Source organism: Blastococcus sp. LR1 (genome assembly GCF_020166105.1).
Taxonomy (GTDB): domain Bacteria; phylum Actinomycetota; class Actinomycetes; order Mycobacteriales; family Geodermatophilaceae; genus Blastococcus.
Genome location: NZ_JAIUJY010000003.1, coordinates 322,827 through 339,301, shown reverse-complemented (window position 1 = coordinate 339,301; position 16,475 = coordinate 322,827). Strand labels below are relative to the sequence as shown.

Genomic DNA, 16,475 nt, shown 5'->3' with positions numbered 1-16,475 from the left:
CACCGCCGACGCGCACCCTGTGCCGCACCGCCCCGCCGCACCCGGAGGACCCATGGCCCGCATGCACGCCCGCTCCACGACTCTCTCCGCCGACCCTGCGTCGATGGACGCCGGCATCGCCTACGTGCGCGACGAGGTCATGCCGCGGATGCGCGCGATGGACGGCTGCGTCGGCCTGTCCATGCTCGCCGACCGGACGTCGGGCTCCTGCCTCGTCACGACGTCGTGGGCCGACGAGGCAGCGCTGCGCGCGAGCGAGGCCGGCGTCCGGGAGCTCGCCGAGCGCACCGTGCAGACCCTCGGCGGCACCCCGGAGCTGCAGGAGTGGGAGATCGCCGCGATGCACCGGGTGCACGAGCCGCACCCGGCCACCGCCTGCCGGGTCACCTGGCTGCGCAGCGATCCGGGCTCGGTGGACCGGGCGGTGGACGCCGTCCGGCTCTCCCTCATGCCCAAGCTCGACGACCTGCCCGGCTTCTGCAGCGTCAGCGTGATGGTCCGCCGCGAGGACGGGCTGACCGTCGCGGCGGTCTCCTACGACACCGCCGACGACCTGGCCGCCTCAGCCGAGGGAGCCCGCGAGTTCCGGGAGGAGTTCGCGCCGACCATGGGCATCGAGGCCCTGGAGACCGCGGAGTTCGAGGTGGCGATCGCCCACCTGCGGGTGCCCGAGACGCTCTGAGCAGTCCCGGGCACCCTGCCTAGGCGAGCGCGGCGGCCAGCCGGGGGTAGACCCGCTTGACGTTGTGCTCGAAGACGTCGGCGCGGGCCGCGTCGTCGATGGTTCCCTTCTCGAACGCTGCCTCGATGTAGCGGCGGGTGTCGTCGTAGTGGTGCCCGGTCCGCTCGTCGATGCCGCGGACCGCACCCACCATCTCCGAGCCGAAGAGCACGTTCGGGGTGTCGACGACGTCGAGCAGCAGGTCGATCCCCGGCTGGTGGTAGACGCAGGTGTCGAAGAAGACGTTGCCCATGACGTTGGCCTCGACAGGCGGCTGCCCGAGCATGTCGGCCAGGCCCCGGTAGCGGCCCCAGTGGTAAGGCACCGCTCCCCCGCCGTGCGGGATGACCAGCCGCAGGTCGGGGAGGTCGGTGAACAGGTTCCCCTGGATGAGCTGCATGAACGCCGTGGTGTCGGCGCTGATGTAGTAGGCGCCTGTGGCGTGGAAGAACGGCGTCGCCGAGCCGGAGACGTGCACCATCGCCGGCACGTCGAGCTCCACCATGGCCTCGTAGAACGGGTACCAGCTGCGGTCGGTCAGGGCCGGGGAGCTCCAGTGCCCACCACTCGGGTCGGGGTTGAGGTTGCACCCGATGAAGCCGAGCTCCTCGACGCAGCGGCGCAGTTCCGCGATGGACCCCTCGATCGGCTCGCCGGGCGACTGCGGCAGCTGGCAGACGCCGATGAACCGGTCCGGGTAGAGCTGCGTCACCCGGTGGATCAGGTCGTTGTTCCGGCGGGCCCACTCCAGGCTCACCGCGCCGTCGCCGACGTGGTGGGCCATCGCCGAGGCACGCGGGGAGAAGAGCGTGAGGTCGATGCCGCGCTCGTCCATGAGCCGCAGCTGGCTGCCCTCGATGGTCTCCCGGAGCTCGTCGTCGCTGATCGTCGGGTACGCCGCCGGGGTGGTGCCCGCCTTCCAGGCCGACACCTGCTCCTCCCGCCAGGCCGTGTGGGCGGCCGGGGCGGTCGTGTAGTGGCCGTGGCAGTCGATGATCACGCAGTTCCCTCCTGGGCGTCGCGCAGCTCGGCGAGCAGGTCGCGGGCGGCGGTGGCGACCCGCGGGCTCACGCCCAGCTCGACGAGCTGGTCGGTGGCCGCGGCCATCTCGTCGGCCCGCCGGCGCGCGTGCCGGTGCGTGCCCTCGACCAGCCGGTCGATGGTGCGGTCGTCGAAGGCGGCCAGCTCGGCGCTGATGTTGTCCCGCAGCCAGTCCGCGCAGCCGGCCGCCTCGCCGGCCTCCAGCGCCTCGACCACCGCGGCCGCGAGGCCCTTGTAGAAGACGCTGCGCAGCAGCTTCCGCGAGATCGCCTCGCCCACCGGGCCGGGCTGCACGGTCACCTCGGCGCCCAGCGGCGTCATGATCTCGGCGTAGCGCTGCGCGGCCGGCCCGGAGACGAGCATCGGCGTCCGGATGCCCTTGCCCGGCACCGGCGCCATCAGGGCGACGTCGACGACGTCGATCCCCTCCCCCGCCGCCTCGGCCACGGCAACCTTCACCCCGGGCGCGGCGGTGTTCAGCTCGGCGAACACCGTTCCCGGCCGCAGCCCCGGCAGGGCGTTGGTCAGCGCGGTGAGCGCGTCGTGCGAGCTGTTCATGCTCAGGACGACGTCGGCGTCGGCGACCGCCTCGGCCTCGCTGCCGCGCGACTGCACGCCGTCGACGACCAGGCCCTTCGGGTCGTACCCGCGGACGTCGGCCCCGGCGGCGACCAGGTCGCGGCCGATCTCCGTGCCCGCCTCACCGAGCCCCAGGAGGGCGATGCGCGTCGTCATCCCTGGGCGCCCGGCTGCTCGACCGGCGGGGTGCCGTGGGTGTGGAACGTGGAGATGGTCTGCAGCCCCCACGCCTGGCCCTTCGCCCGCTCCGCGGCGTTCCAGTCGATCGGCTGCCAGTCCGGGGCGAACACCAGCCGGGCGCCCGGGTTGTCCAGCTCGATCCGGTTGCCGGCCGGGTCCCAGACGTAGAGGAAGAAGCTCTGCTGGATGGTGTGCTTGTGCGGGCCGGTCTCGATGTGGATCCCGTGCTCGAGCGCCAGGTCCGCGGCCCGGATGACGTCGTCCCGGCTGTCGACGGCGAAGGACAGGTGGTGCAGCCGCCCCGCGGTGCCGGTGTTGTCCCGGGTCCACACGGCGTCGTAGCCCTTGTTCGTGAACGTCGTCCAGCTGCCGGCGACGCCGTCGTCGAGCACGATCTGCTCGGTGATCATCCCGCCGAGGGTGTCGACGGCGAAGTCGCGGTTGGCGACCGGGTCGACCGCCAGGTAGTTGATGTGGTCGATGCGGCGGACGCTCACGCCCCGGCCCGGATAGGCCTGCGCCTGGTTCTTCAGCGCCGGCTTGAGGTCACCCTCGGGCCGGTACCACTCGGTCTCGTAGTAGACGCCCATCTCGTGGCCGTCGGGGTCGGTGAAGACGTAGACCGGGCCGTAGCCGGGGTCGCCGTCCTGCCAGCCCTGTCCCAGACCGGTCGCCTCGATCGCCTCGACCCGCCGCTGCAGCGCCTCGGGGCTGCTCGCCCGGAAGTTCGTGCGGCCGACCCCGGGACGCGGAGCGGCGGTGAGCTTGATCGTGGTGTTCTCGTAGTCGTCCCACGCGCGCAGGAAGACCGAGTCGCCGTCCCGGCCGTTCTCGGTCATGCCGAGGTAGCGCACGTAGAAGTCGAGGCACTCCTCGGGCTTGTCGGTCAGCAGCTCGACGTGGGCGAGGTGCGCGATGTCGTGCAGCGGCGGCACTGGATCTCCTGAGGTCGGGTCAGCGGGGGTAGGCGGTGCCGTCGAAGAGCTTGCGGGCGGTGCGGACGACGCCCGAGCGGACCACCCGGGGCGGGGTGACCGAGCCGTCGACGACGACGTCGACCACCAGGTGGCCGGTGGGGTGCTCGACGTCGACTCGCGAGGTGTCGGCCGGCCAGTCGGCGGTGAGCTCGTGGCCCACGGCGCCGGGCAGCAGCATCCCCGTGACGACGCTGACCGCCCCCAGCACGCCGATCGAGCTGTGCGGCTGCACCGGGATGAACGAGCGGGTGCACACCTGGCCGCCGTCGCGCGGCGCCGACAGCAGCACGGTCTTGGGCACCGACGCGGCGGAGACGTCGCCCATGCCCATGAGCTCGGCGGCCTTGCGGCGGAAGGCGTCGACCCGCTCGAGCAGGGAGCTGTCGGCGGCGAGCTCCTCGTGCGACTCGTACCCGGTGAGCCCGAAGGACTCCGCCAGCGCCAGGACGACGGGCATGCCGTTGTCGACGCAGGTCACCTCGATGCCCTCGACGCGATCGCGGACGTTGCCCGTGGGCAGCAGCGCGCCGGTGGCCGAGCCCTCGGTGTCGGTGAACGCGAGCACGATCGGCGCCGCCGTGCCCGGGACCCCGGCGATCCCGACGTCGCCGCGGTACTCGACCCGGCCGCCAGGCGTCGGGAAGGTGGCGACGGCGACGCTGTCGGAGTTGACCATCCGGATGCGCACGCTGGTCTCGCCGTCCGCGGCCGGCACCAGCCCGCGCTCGACGGCGAACGGCCCGATGCCCGAGAGCATGTTGCCGCAGTTCTGCCGGTCGCTGACCGTCGCCTCGTCCACGCCCAGCTGCAGGAACAGGTAGTCCACGTCGACGTCGTCGGCCGGCGAGGGCGAGACGATCGCGACCTTGCTGGTGAGCGTGGTGGAGCCGCCGAGCCCGTCGATCTGGCGCGGGTCGGGGGTGCCCATCAGCCGCAGCAGCAGGTCGTCACGCTCCGCCGGGTCCTCCGGGAGGTCGCGCGCCTCGAAGAACAGCCCCCGCGACGTGCCGCCGCGCAGCATCGTGCAGCGGACCCCGGTGTCGTCGTAGTCCATCACTGTCCCCCGACGTGCTCCTCGTAGGAGACGTACTCGATGCCGAAGCCGGCCAGCTGGTCGCGCAGGCCGTAGCGGTCCAGCCCCAGCTCCCCCTGCTGGAAGGCCGCGCGGCTGGCGGCCTCCTTGTCGATGCGGGCCTGGCCCGCGGTCAGCGCCCGCGGCACGTCGGCGCGCGGAACGACCATGACGCCGTCGTCGTCGGCCAGCACGACGTCGCCGGGGTGGATGGTCTGGCCGCCGAGCACGATGGGCACGTTCACCGCTCCGGCGGTCGCCTTGACCGAGCCCTGCGCGCTCACCGCGCGCGACCAGGCGGGGAAACCCATCTCCTGGAGCTCGGCGACGTCGCGGACCCCGCAGCCGAGGATCACGCCGCGCACGCCGCGGTGGGCCAGCGCGGTGGCGAACAGCTCGCCGAACAGGCCGTCGGTGGACGGTGAGTTGGTGGCCACGACCAGCACGTCGCCGGGCCGGCACTGCTCCACGGCGACGTGGATCATCAGGTTGTCGCCCGGCCAGCAGAGCACCGTGACCGCGGTCCCGCCGATGCGGGCGCCCGGCCACGCGGGGCGCAGCTCCGGGCCGAGGTAGCCGACCCGGCCCAGCGCCTCGTGCACGGTCGCGACGCCGAGCTCGCCCAGGCGGGCGGCGTCCTCCGCGTCGGCGCGCGGCGGATCGGTGACGACGACGTTCCTCATGCAGGTCCTCCGGAAGGGCTGGGGTCGGACAGTGCGGCGATGACGCCGCGGAGGTGGTCGCTCGCCGCTGCCTCGGCCCGCTCGGGGTCGCGGTCGACGATCGCGTGCACCAGTGCGGTCAGGCCGCCGAGGCTCACGCGGGGGCGGCCGGGGCGCAGGGAGAGCTGGAACTGGTGGCGGACCAGCTGCGCCTGCAGCCGGCCGACCAGGTCGGCGGCGATCGGGTGGCGGGCCGCCTCGGCGACGAGGCCGTACATCTGGCGGATGAGCTCGGAGTACTTCCGGACGTCGCCGGAGTCGACCGCGGCGGTCATGGTGACCAGGTGGGCGCTCAGCTGCTCGGCCTCGGCGTCGGTGATCCGTTCGGCGGCCTTCGCGGCGAGCAGCCCCTCGAGCGGGACCCGGCACTCGGTGATGGCGATCGCCTCGTCCGTGGAGACGACCCGCACGCGGGCGCCCTTGTTCGGGATCCGCTCGACGAGCCCCTCGGCCGCCAGCGTGTCGATCGCCAGCCGGACGGCGTTGCGGCTGACGCCGATGAGCTCCACCATCTCCGCCTCGACCAGCCGGTATCCCGGCGGCATGTCGCCGCGGGAGATGGCGTCCCGCAGGGCGCGTTCCGCCGTTTCCTGGGCCGGGGAAGGCATGGGCGCACGCTAACCCACTCTCCACCGATTGCCAACAATCTTGCTGACAATTCTCGGGAGTTGCGGTTCTGCCCGGTCCGGGCGCCGGCCGGAGATGGCCCAGAGGACGCCGGGACGAGGGGCGGGGTCCGACCCCGCTCCAGCGAGAGGGGCGCGTGCCCGAGGTGAGGCCGGTGCCACGGGGCGGCCCGTCCGGAGACGGGCCGCCCCGGGCCTCACGCCGGGATCACTCGAAGGACTCGACCGTGTCGTAGCCCTTGCCGTTGTACTTCTGGACGACCACGGTCGAGACCGCGGGCTGACCGTCCTCGGTGGTGGTCACCGAGGTGTCCGGCAGCATGAGCGGGGCCTCGAAGCCCTCGATGCCACGCAGGGCCTCCATGAAGGACTCCCGGGTGGGCTCCTCCATCTCCGCGAAGGCCTGCTCCAGCGTCGCGCCGACCATCCAGCTCCACTGGCAGTGCGGGAACGCCGGCGGGTCCGGGTAGTTGCCGTACTCCTTGAGGGCCGCCAGGTACTCGACGACGTCCTCGTCCTGGGCGAACGCCGGGCTGGCCGGCGCCTTCGCGAAGGACACCGAGTAGACGCCGGGGAAGGCCGCGGCGCCGCCGGGCTCGAGGATCGCCCCCGGGCTCGACGTGTTCGACGGCAGGAACCAGTTCGGCGTCCAGTTCAGCTGCTGCGCCTTCTGCAGGGCCGCGATCGTCAGCGGGGTCACCGACATCGCGTTGAAGATGACGTCGGCACCGCTGCTGGCGAGCTCGGTGATCTGCGCGTCGACGGTGGTGTCGGTCGCCTCGTAGGTGAGCTCCTGGACGATCTCGATGTTGTCCGAGCCCTCGATGGCCGACTTGAAGCCCTCGACGTAGCCCTCACCGAAGTCGTCGTTCTGCGACAGGATCGCGACCTTGTGCTCCGCGGTGGAGCCGGCCAGCAGCTCGCCGAAGGCTTCGCCCTCGTTCTGGTAGATCGGCACGAAGCCGAGCTGCATGGGGCTCTCGTCGGTGTCGCTGAAGATCGGGTCGCCGGTCATGATCAGCGCCTGCGGGACCCCGTCGGCGATCGCCGCGTCGCGCCAGGCGCGGTTGGTCGGCGTACCGAGCCCCGCCGTCATCGCGAAGACGTCACCCTTGAGCGAGTCGTAGTTCGCCGCCGCCTGCTGCGGGTCGTAGGTGTCGTCCAGCGCCTCGATCTCGACGGTCCGGGTCTTCCCGTCGCCGAACTCGATGCCGCCCTCGGCGTTCTTCATGCCGAAGTACGCGGTGACGCCGGCGACCGTGCACGTGCCCGGCCCCGCGGTGGCACCGCTGAGCGGGGTGGTGATGCCGAGGGTGACCGACTCATCGGTGATGCCGGGGCTGGGTGCTCCCTCGGCCGCGTCGCCGCTGCGCCCGCTGTCGCCGCCGCCGCCGCAGGCGGTGAGCGTCAGCGCGAGCGCCGACACCGCGGCGATGCCGATCGCGTGTCGCGATCCAAAGTGCCTGTTCATGCGTGACCGTGCCTTTCTGTCTCGGTTTGCTCCGCCGCGGTGCCCGACCCGGGGGTCGATGACGGAGTGGTCGGTGGTGCGGCAGAGCCGCGACCGGCGGAGGAGCGCCGCAGCCCGCGCATGACCGCGCGGGGCAGCGACACGAGGCCGCCAGGCAGGACGAACAGCACGGCCAGCAGGAGCGCGCCCTGCAGCAGCGCCGTCAGGCTCGGGTCGATGGCGTTCGTGATGTCGGGGACGACCACGTAGAACACGCCGCCCAGGATCGAGCCCACGATGCTGCCGGCGCCGCCGATGACCATGGCGACGAGCAGCTCGATCGAGTGCCCGAAGCTCATCGTCTCCGGCGACGTGTACTGGACGACGACCATGTAGAGGAAGCCGCTCACGCCGCCGATGAGCGACGCGATGGTGAAGGCCAGGACCTTGTACCGGTAGGGCGAGATGCCCATGGACGACGCCACGTTCTCGTTGCCCTTGACGATCGCGAAGGCCCGGCCGTACTTGCCTCGGACGAGGAAGTACGTCAGCAGGAACACGATCCCGCCGATGACCAGCACGAGGTAGAGCTGCCACTGGTCGTCGTAGAGCCCGCTTCCCTCCGGCGCCGCGACGAAGCGCGCGGACATGCCCTGCGAGCCGCCGGTGAAGTCGCTCAGCCGCTTCGCCAGCGGCACACCGACGATGGGCAGCGCGATGGTGACCATGGCGATCGCCAGCCCGCCCAGGCGTGCGGCGGCCAGTGCCACGAGCAGTCCCGCGACGGCGGGGATGGCGCAGGTGAGCACGAAGACCAGGACGATGTTCCACTCCTGCGAGACCCCGTACGCGGTGACGTAGGCGCCCAGGCCGAGGAAGAAGATCTGGCCGAGCGAGACCTGCCCGGTGTAGCCCATCACCACGTTGAGCCCCAGCACGGCGACGGCGAAGACGCCGATGCGGGCGAGCGTGTCGTTGGCGGACTCCGTCATCACGAGCGGCAGGACGGCGAGCCCGACCAGGAGCAGCAGCGGAGCTCCCCAGCGCACCCACGGGCTCTGCCGGAAGGACGAGGCCGGCGACGAGGTGGCCGACGACGCCGGGGCGGACGTCGTCGGGACGGACGTCTTCGAGGAGGAGGCCATCACACACGCACCACGGTCTTCCGGCCGAACAGGCCCTGGGGTCGGACGATGAGCACGACGAAGATGAGGATGAAGGGCACGGCGACCTTCAGGTCGAAGCCGATGAAGCCGACGTACACCGCGGCCAGGTTCTCCAGGACGCCGATCAACCACGCCGCGATGACGACGCCGACCGGGCTCGTGAGACCGCCGAGGATGACGGCGGCCAGCGCGTACACGAGGGCGTTGTCGAGCATGCCCGGCGTCAGGGTGAGCTGCGGGGCGACGAGCGCTCCGGCGATGGCGCCGAGCACCGCGGCGAGGCCCCAGCCGACCATGAGGAGGCGCTCGACCGGGAGTCCGGAGTAGGACGCCGACTGCGGGTTGATCGCGACGGCCCGCAGGGCCAGGCCGAGCTTCGTGCCGACGAAGAGCGCCTGCATCGCGACCATCGCCACGACGATCACCAGCGTGGTCCCGATCGAGCGGATGCTGACCGAGACGCCCAGGAGCGACACGGTGTCCAGGGGGAACAGCGAGGGGAACTGCTGGTTGTTGTACCCCCACAGCCAGCCGGCGATGCCGGTGATCAGGGTCAGCAGACCGATCGTGACGACGACGGCGGTGTCGGGGTCACCGCGCTCGAACCGCCGCATCAGGAACCGCTCCAGCACTGCGCCGAGCAGGAAGGAGAAGACGATCGACGCCAGGATGGCGAGGACGAGCGGCACGCCCTGGTTCGTCAGCACCCAGGCGACGTAGGCGGCCAGGACGGCCATGCCGCCCTGCGCGAAGTTGACCAGGCCGGTCGCCGAGTGGACGAGCACGATCGCGAGGGCGAGCGCGGCGTAGACCGAGCCGGTGGACAGCCCGTCGATGACGAGTTGGACGAATTTCTCCATGTCAGCCTCCCAGGTAGGCGCGGCGGATCTCGTCCATGCCTTTGAGCTCGGCGGACGTGCCGGTCAGCACGCTCCGCCCGGTTTCCAGGACGGTCGCGTCGTCGACGACGGTGAAGGCGAGGTTGGCGTTCTGCTCGACCACGACCATGGCGATGCCGGACTCCAGGCGCAGTCGGCGGATCGCGTCGTAGACGTTCTTCGCTGTGCTCGGCGCGAGGCCGAGCGAGGCCTCGTCCAGCAGCAGCATCCGCGGCTTGCTCATGATCGCGCGGGCAACGGCGAGCATCTGCTGCTCACCGCCGGACAGCGCCGAGGCGTTGGACTTGATCCGGTCCTGCAGGTTCGGGAACAGGTCCAGGCAGTAGTCGATGTCCTCGTCGATGCCCTTGCGGTCCTTGCGCAGGTAGGCGCCGACCCGCAGGTTCTCGCGGACGGTGAGGTCACCGAAGGAACCGCGGCCCTCCGGGACGTGCGCGATGCCGAGCGCGGCGACCTGGTCGGGCCGCATCCCGCTGATGTCCTTGCCGTCGAAGACGATCCGGCCGCCGGTGCGGACGGCGCCGCTGATCGCGCGCAGCGTGGTGGTCTTGCCGGCGCCGTTGGCGCCGAGGATGCCGAAGGCGCCGTTCTCCGGAACGCTCAGCGACACACCGTCCAGCACCTGCACGGGTCCGTAGGACGCCGTGACGTCCTCGAGCTCAAGCAGCGTCATCCGCCGCGTCCTTTCCGATGTAGGCCTCGATGACCCGGGGGTCGGACTGCGCCTCGGCGGCCGTCCCCTCCATGAGCTTGGCGCCGTGGTCGAGCACGACGACGCGGTCGGTGAGGGCGGCGATGAGGCCCATGTGGTGCTCGACGATGACGACGGTGATGTCGTCGTCGGAGCGCAGTCGCCGCACGGTCGCGATCAGCGTCTCGACCTCGCTGTGCGGCAGGCCGGCCGCGGGCTCGTCCAGGAGCAGCAGCTTCGGCTTCATCAGCAGCGCGCGGCAGAGCTCCACGCCCTTGTGGAGGCCGTGCGACAGCTCGTCGGCCGGCAGGTGCGCCGCCCAGCCCAGGCCGTTGCGCTCCAGGAGGTCGAGCGCCTCGGCGCGCAGCTCCTTCTCCGCACGCCGGGTGCGCGGCAGCCGCAGCGCCCACTCGAGCGCGCCGCCGGGAAGGCGGGAGTGCGCGCCGAGCAGGACGTTCTCGAGCACTGTCGCGTGCAGCTGGAGGGCCGGGTGCTGGAACGTCCGGGCCAGGCCGTGCCGGGCGAGGGTCGCCGGACGCGCGCCGTGCACCTCGGCGTCGTCGATCCGGATGGTGCCCGCGGTCGGCTTGTAGTGCCCGCTGATGCAGTTGAACAACGACGTCTTGCCCGCGCCGTTGGGCCCGACGAGACCGAAGATCTGGCCCGGCTCGACGGTGAAACTCACCTCTTGCAGGACCTTGATGCCGCCGAACTGCAGACTCACGTCCTGCAGGGTCAGCTCAGCCGCCATGAACCGTCTCTCCCGCCGTCGGATCGATCTCCGCGGTGCCGGCGCCGGTGGTGCGCGTCACAGCCCGCTCGCGGTCGGAACCTACGGACCGCCGGTGGGATTGACAACAATCCTGGCGGGAAAGTTGTCGCGTCGTCATCTGGAGGCCCCTCTGCCTCACGCGATCCGCTCCCCACGCGGCAACATCACCGCACCGAGCGCGACCAGCCCGGCGAAGCACCCGAGCAGCAGCGACTGCGCCGTCGCCCCGGCGGCCAGGGCCGTGCCGACGGCGACGACCAGTGGCGGGCCGAGCAGCTGCCCCAGGGCCGATCCCTGGGTCAGCAGGCCGATGGCCGCGCCGGCCGCGCCGGTGCCCGCGGAGACGGCGGCCAGCGCGGCGAAGAGGCTGGCGGGCACCATCCCGCCGGCGAACGAGAAGACCAGCGCGGCGGCGACCCGGAGCTCCATCGGGTGCGCCGGGTCCAGCACCGCCCACGCGGAGGCGACCATGCCGAGGCAGCCCGCGGGGATCACCCACCGCAGCGGCGCTCCCCGGTGCAGGAGGTAGGCGCCCAGGAAGTTGCCCGGCGCGCTGACCAGGAACGCGATCGCGCCCAGCACTCCTGCGGCGGCGACCGTCAGCCCCTCGTCGGCGACCAGCGAGGCCGGCAGCAGCCCGACCACCGCGAGGAACTGCGCGGAGTAGAGCCCGAACGCGGCGGCGATGATCAGCACCGACCGCGAGCGGAAGGCCCCCAGCAACCCCGCGGCCGTGGCTCTCCCCCGTCCGCCCCCGGACGGCACCCAGCGCAGGGCGAGGACGAGGACCACCGCCGCCAGGACGCCGTCGGCGACCGAGGCACCCCGCCAGCCCCACTCCCCGATCGCCGGCGGCACCAGCAGCGCGGCCAGCCCGGAGCCGACCGGCAGGTAGGCGCCCCACGCACCCGACACCAGCCTCCGGTGCGACGGCGAGGAGACCTCGGCGAGCAGGGGCGGAGCGGCGAGGATGACCATCACCAGGCCCAGTCCCTCCCCCACCCGCGCGACCAGCAGCCCGGCCAGCGAGTCGACAGCGGCGCCGCCCAGGTCGGCGAGGACGATCGCGAGCAGCCCGAGCCGGACCTGACGGCCGAACCCCAGCGTCTGCCCGAGCCACCCGAGCAGAGCGCCGCCGATCGCGCCCAGGGCGCTCACCGTCGAGAGGTACCAGGCGGCGGCCGTCGAGCTCAGCCCGAACTCGTCCTGCAGGACCGGCAGCGCCGCCGAGGCTCCGCCGATCTGCGCCGCGGCGACCACCCCGGCCCCCATCAGCCCGGCGACGGCGGTCCAGGACGTCGCCGGATATCCCTCGCTCGGCACGCGGCCACTGTCGCCGATTCCGGGACCGTCGTCGCGCGACCGCCCGGGTAATACGTCAAATGACCCATCGGCCCGGTCATCCGACGCAGTCCGGGCGGCCGCATCGGTCGCCGCGAGGTGACGGATGGCTGTGTGCCGGGACACACCGACCGGCCTAGGCTGACGAGGACCGGATGATCACCCACTCGTTCGCGGCGAGCTCCCGGCCGGATCGCCAGCGCGAGCCGACCCCGGGCACCAGGCGATGGGCCGGTCCCGCCGGCCCGCAGAAGTGACACCGATGAATGGACGGACATGAGCGCCAAGAACCTGCAGGAACTCCTCGACCAGACCGGCGACACCGTCGGCATGCTGCGCAACTCCCAGCTGGGCACCTACATCTACCCGGTGGTCCCCTCGGAGTTCACCAACTGGCGGCGCGAGCAGAAGGCCTGGCAGCAGACCGCAGTGCTGTTCGACCAGTCGCACCACATGTTCAACCTGTTCATCAAGGGCCCGGACGCGCTCAAGCTGATCTCGGACACGGGCATCAACAGCGTGGCCAACTTCCCGGTGAACATGGCCAAGCAGTTCGTCCCGGTGACCCCGGCCGGCAACGTGATCGGTGACGGCATCCTCTTCCACCTGGCCGAGGAGGAGTTCGTCTACGTCGGCCGCGCCCCCGGCGCCAGCTGGCTGCAGTTCCAGGGCGAGACCGGCGGCTACGACGTCGAGATCCGCAACGACCCCCGCTCGCCGTCGCGTCCCTACGGCAAGCCCGTGACCCGCGACCTGTGGCGCTTCCAGATCCAGGGCCCGAACGCCTGGCCGATCATCGAGAAGCTCAACGGCGGCACGGTCGAGCAGCTCAAGTTCTTCCGCATGGGCGAGATGACGATCGCCGGCGAGACCGTGCGCACCCTGCGCCACGGCATGGCCGGCGCGCCGGGCCTGGAGATCTGGGGCCCCTACGAGAGCTACGACCGGATCCGCGAGACCATCCTCGAGGCCGGCCGCGAGTTCGGCATCGAGCCGGTGGGTTCGCGCGCCTACTCCACCAACACCCTGGAGTCGGGCTGGATCCCCTCGCCGCTGCCCGCCATCTACACCGGTGACGAGCTGCGCGCCTACCGCGAGTGGCTCGGCGCCGACAGCTACGAGGCGACGAACGCGATCGCCGGCAGCTTCGTGTCCGAGAACATCGAGGACTACTACACGAACCCGTGGGAGCTCGGCTACGGCTCGTTCGTGAAGTTCGACCACGACTTCATCGGCCGCGACGCCCTCGAGGCGGTCGACAAGGACGCCCAGCGCCGCAAGGTCACCCTGGAGTGGAACTCCGACGACCTGGCGAAGCTGCTCTCCTCGCCGGTCGAGGGCGCCAAGTACCAGTTCTTCGACCTGCCCAACTCGAACTACGGGTCGTCGAACTTCGACCGGGTCATCGACGCCGACGGCACGAACCTCGGCGTCTCGATGTTCACCGGCATCTCGGCGAACGAGCAGAAGGGCCTCTCGCTGGCCACCATCAGCCCCGACGTGCCGCACGGCGCCGAGGTCCGCGTGGTGTGGGGCGAGCCCGACGGCGGCAGCAAGAAGACCACCGTCGAGCCGCACGAGCAGTTCGAGGTCCGCGCCATCGTCAGCCCGGTCCCCTACGCCAAGATGGCGCGGGAGACCTACCAGGGCGGCTGGCGCACGGTCGGCAAGGCCTGACCTCTCCCGGCACCGGGCCGGGTCGCGACCGCAGCAGTTCCGCGGTGGCGACCCGGCCCGTTCCGTGTCCGCCCGCCCACAGGGTGACGCCGCCCCATGACCGGGCCGGCGGCCATGGGTCGTGGGTCACAATGGCCGAGTCGATCACGGTGATCGATTCCGGCGACCGATTCGGCCGGCATGGACGGGAGGTGGCCCCGGTGCAGCTCGACGTCCCGCCGGCGCAGCAGCCGTCCTCCGCGGACGGAACCCCCCGCGAGGTCTTCCAGCACGCGCCCGAGGGGCTGGCGGTCATCGACGCCGACGCCCGCTTCGTGGCCGCGAACCCCGCTGCCCGCGCCCTCTGCGGCCTCCCGCCCGGCGACGTCGCGGGCATCCCTTCACCCTTCCCCGTACCCGGCTCCACGCCGGCCGCCGGCGGCGCGACGGAGACCACCGTGGAGTGGCGGACCGGGCCCGGCCGGCGCGAGTTCGCCTACCTCGTCGACCGCGTTCCGGACCGGGACGAGTGGGTCGTGTCCTTCCGCGACGTGACGGTCAGCCGGCAGCAGCAACGACGACTGGCCGCCATCGCCAAGGCGGCGTCCAGCGTGGCGACCAAGCGTTCCCTGGTCGGCACCCTCGAGGCCCTGGCCCGCGAGGTGGCGCGGGCCGACTCGCTCGCCGGCGTCCAGGTCATGACCGTCAACTCGACCGGCGACCGGCTGCACGTCATGGGCGCGGCAGGATTCGTCCGTACGCCGGACTTCTTCGACAAGCTCATGGAGTGCCGTGCGCGGGGCGCCCGGCTGGTGATGCTGGAGGCGCTCGAGAGCCGGACCCCTGTCGTCGTGGGCGACCGGTACGACGCCGTGATGCAGGACCCGGCCTGGGCTCCGCTGCACGAGCTGATGGGCAGCCCGCGCTGGGGCTGGTTCGCCAGCGTCCCCCTCCTGGCCCGCCGGGAACCGGTCGGCATCCTGAACGCCTACTTCGCCCCCGGGCAGATCGTGGGCGACGCCGAGCTGGAGTTCCTGCTCGCGATGGCCGAGCAGGCGGCGATGGCCGTCGACCACGCCGCGCTCCTCGAACGCGAGCGGGACGTCGCCAGCCGCGAGGAGCGCCAGCGCCTGGCCCGCGACCTGCACGACTCCGTCGTCCAGCAGGTCTTCTCGATGATGATGCAGGCGCGCTCGCTCGGGGTGCTGGTGGAGCGCGGCCTCCCACCGGCGCCGGAGAAGGTCGCCCAGGTGGCCGACGACCTGAGCACCAGCGCCGAGGACGTGCTCGCCGACCTGCGCGGCATGGTCGTGGAGCTGCGCCCGGCGACCGGCACCGCCCGCGGGCTCGGTTCGGCGCTGCGCAGCCTGGTCGACACCACCGGGGCGCGGACCGGCCTGGACGCCTCGCTGGAGGTGGACGACCCCGCCGACGAGCTGGCGGGGCTCGATCCCGACCTCGTCGAGGACGTCTACCGGATCATCGCCGAGGCGGTGCACAACAGCGTGAAGCACGCGTCCGCGGCCACCATGCGCGTCCGGGTGGCGGTGACTCCGCACGGCAGCCGCCGGCGGCTCGTCGCCGAGGTCATCGACGACGGCTGCGGGCTCGGCGACGAGCCCCGCCCGCACGAGGAGGGCCCGCCCTCCGGCGGCTTCGGCATGACCGCCATGCAGGAGCGCGCGTCGCGGTGGGGCGGCGTCGTGCGGGTGCGCGACCTCCCCTCCGGCGGAACGCGCGTGCAGCTGACGCTGCCGTTGCTCGCCAGCCTTCCCACCGCCCCCGTGCCCACCACCCCGACACCGACCCCGCACACCGACGACGAGGAGTTCAGCCCGTGACCGGTCCGCACCCGATCCGGGTCCTGGTGGTCGACGACCACGCCGTCGTCCGCCGCGGCGTGGTCGCCTACCTCGAGGCGCTGGAGGACGTCGAGGTCGCCGGCGAGGCGGGCAACGGCCAGGAGGCGCTGGACTTCCTCGCCCGGGCCGCGTCGCTGGACGGGCTGCCCGCCGTCGCCCTGATGGACCTGCAGATGCCCGGCATGGACGGCGTCACCGCCACCCAGGAGATCGTGCGGCGGTTCCCCGACGTCAAGGTCGTGATCCTGACCAGCTTCGGCGAGGTGGAGCGGGTGCACGCCGCACTCGAGCGGGGCGCGTCGGGCTACCTGCTCAAGGACGCCGGCCCGGCCGAGGTGCACGCCGCCCTGCGCGCCGCGGTGCGCGACGAGGTCTTCCTCGACGCCGCGGTGACCCGCCGGCTCACCCAGGAGATCCGCGCTCCCCGGACCGGCCTCGGCGTGCTCACCGCCCGCGAGAAGGAGGTGCTGGTGCTGATCGCCGAGGGGCGCTCCAACAAGGACATCGCCCGGCACCTGGTGATCAGCGAGCGGACCGCGCGCACCCACGTGAGCCACCTGCTCACCAAGATGGGGCTCACCTCCCGCACGCAGGCGGCGCTGCTCGCCGTCAAGGAGGGGCTCGTCCAGCCGCAGTGACTCCCCGCGTCGGATGTCGCGGCCCGGACGGGACACCCGGCGTCCGCGGGGCCGGTCAACCGCGCGATCCGCGCAGGCCGGG

The 16,475-nt window shown here is 72.2% G+C and carries 16 protein-coding genes; 4 read left to right on the top strand and 12 right to left on the bottom strand.

The window, feature by feature from the left end:
• Positions 1 to 52 precede the first annotated feature (52 nt).
• Entirely contained in the window at positions 53 to 682 is a 630-nt protein-coding gene (locus LBW97_RS10375; RefSeq protein ID WP_224499349.1) for an antibiotic biosynthesis monooxygenase, read from the top strand.
• A 19-nt stretch (positions 683 to 701) separates the two neighbouring features.
• Here the strand turns inward: LBW97_RS10375 and LBW97_RS10370 are convergent, their stop codons facing one another.
• The 12 genes from LBW97_RS10370 to LBW97_RS10315 form a co-directional block, all read right to left on the bottom strand.
• Entirely contained in the window at positions 702 to 1,721 is a 1,020-nt protein-coding gene (locus tag LBW97_RS10370; RefSeq protein WP_224499348.1) for an amidohydrolase family protein, read from the bottom strand.
• Positions 1,718 to 2,497: an NAD(P)-dependent oxidoreductase gene (locus tag LBW97_RS10365; protein WP_224499347.1), complete on the bottom strand. Its 780-nt coding sequence runs from the start codon at positions 2,495 to 2,497 to the stop codon at positions 1,718 to 1,720. Before LBW97_RS10365 ends, LBW97_RS10370 begins: the two co-directional genes overlap by 4 nt.
• A complete protein-coding gene (locus tag LBW97_RS10360) occupies positions 2,494 to 3,456 on the bottom strand; it encodes a VOC family protein (protein WP_224499346.1) in 963 nt (320 codons plus the stop codon). Before LBW97_RS10360 ends, LBW97_RS10365 begins: the two co-directional genes overlap by 4 nt.
• 19 nt (positions 3,457 to 3,475) lie before the next feature.
• On the bottom strand, positions 3,476 to 4,552 hold the full coding sequence (locus LBW97_RS10355) for a 4-oxalomesaconate tautomerase (RefSeq protein ID WP_224499345.1): 1,077 nt from the start codon (positions 4,550 to 4,552) through the stop codon (positions 3,476 to 3,478).
• On the bottom strand, positions 4,552 to 5,253 hold the full coding sequence (locus LBW97_RS10350; RefSeq protein ID WP_224499344.1) for a 4-carboxy-4-hydroxy-2-oxoadipate aldolase/oxaloacetate decarboxylase: 702 nt from the start codon (positions 5,251 to 5,253) through the stop codon (positions 4,552 to 4,554). Before LBW97_RS10350 ends, LBW97_RS10355 begins: the two co-directional genes overlap by 1 nt.
• Positions 5,250 to 5,900, bottom strand: coding sequence for a GntR family transcriptional regulator (locus LBW97_RS10345; RefSeq protein ID WP_224499343.1), 651 nt, complete (start codon positions 5,898 to 5,900; stop codon positions 5,250 to 5,252). The genes LBW97_RS10350 and LBW97_RS10345 overlap by 4 nt, the downstream gene beginning before the upstream one ends.
• 226 nt (positions 5,901 to 6,126) lie before the next feature.
• On the bottom strand, positions 6,127 to 7,389 hold the full coding sequence (locus LBW97_RS10340) for an ABC transporter substrate-binding protein (protein WP_224499342.1): 1,263 nt from the start codon (positions 7,387 to 7,389) through the stop codon (positions 6,127 to 6,129).
• Positions 7,386 to 8,513 carry a branched-chain amino acid ABC transporter permease gene (locus tag LBW97_RS10335; protein ID WP_224499341.1) on the bottom strand — a complete coding sequence of 376 codons (1,128 nt, stop codon included), beginning with the start codon at positions 8,511 to 8,513 and terminating at the stop codon, positions 7,386 to 7,388. The genes LBW97_RS10340 and LBW97_RS10335 overlap by 4 nt, the downstream gene beginning before the upstream one ends.
• Complete coding sequence (locus LBW97_RS10330) at positions 8,513 to 9,394, bottom strand: branched-chain amino acid ABC transporter permease (RefSeq protein ID WP_224499340.1); 882 nt, start codon at positions 9,392 to 9,394, stop codon at positions 8,513 to 8,515. Before LBW97_RS10330 ends, LBW97_RS10335 begins: the two co-directional genes overlap by 1 nt.
• Position 9,395: 1 nt before the next feature.
• Positions 9,396 to 10,106: an ABC transporter ATP-binding protein gene (locus tag LBW97_RS10325; RefSeq protein WP_224499339.1), complete on the bottom strand. Its 711-nt coding sequence runs from the start codon at positions 10,104 to 10,106 to the stop codon at positions 9,396 to 9,398.
• A complete protein-coding gene (locus LBW97_RS10320; protein WP_224499338.1) occupies positions 10,093 to 10,848 on the bottom strand; it encodes an ABC transporter ATP-binding protein in 756 nt (251 codons plus the stop codon). Before LBW97_RS10320 ends, LBW97_RS10325 begins: the two co-directional genes overlap by 14 nt.
• A 183-nt stretch (positions 10,849 to 11,031) precedes the next feature.
• Complete coding sequence (locus tag LBW97_RS10315; RefSeq protein ID WP_224499337.1) at positions 11,032 to 12,219, bottom strand: CynX/NimT family MFS transporter; 1,188 nt, start codon at positions 12,217 to 12,219, stop codon at positions 11,032 to 11,034.
• Positions 12,220 to 12,513: 294 nt separating this feature from the next.
• On the opposite strand from LBW97_RS10315, the gene LBW97_RS10310 reads away from it, so the two are divergent.
• The 3 genes from LBW97_RS10310 (at position 12,514) to LBW97_RS10300 (ending at position 16,393) form a co-directional block, all read left to right on the top strand.
• Complete coding sequence (locus LBW97_RS10310) at positions 12,514 to 13,914, top strand: aminomethyl transferase family protein (RefSeq protein WP_224499336.1); 1,401 nt, start codon at positions 12,514 to 12,516, stop codon at positions 13,912 to 13,914.
• 200 nt (positions 13,915 to 14,114) lie between these two features.
• A complete protein-coding gene (locus LBW97_RS10305; protein ID WP_224499335.1) occupies positions 14,115 to 15,734 on the top strand; it encodes a GAF domain-containing sensor histidine kinase in 1,620 nt (539 codons plus the stop codon).
• Entirely contained in the window at positions 15,731 to 16,393 is a 663-nt protein-coding gene (locus tag LBW97_RS10300; RefSeq protein ID WP_224499334.1) for a response regulator transcription factor, read from the top strand. The genes LBW97_RS10305 and LBW97_RS10300 overlap by 4 nt, the downstream gene beginning before the upstream one ends.
• Positions 16,394 to 16,475: the final 82 nt, after the last annotated feature.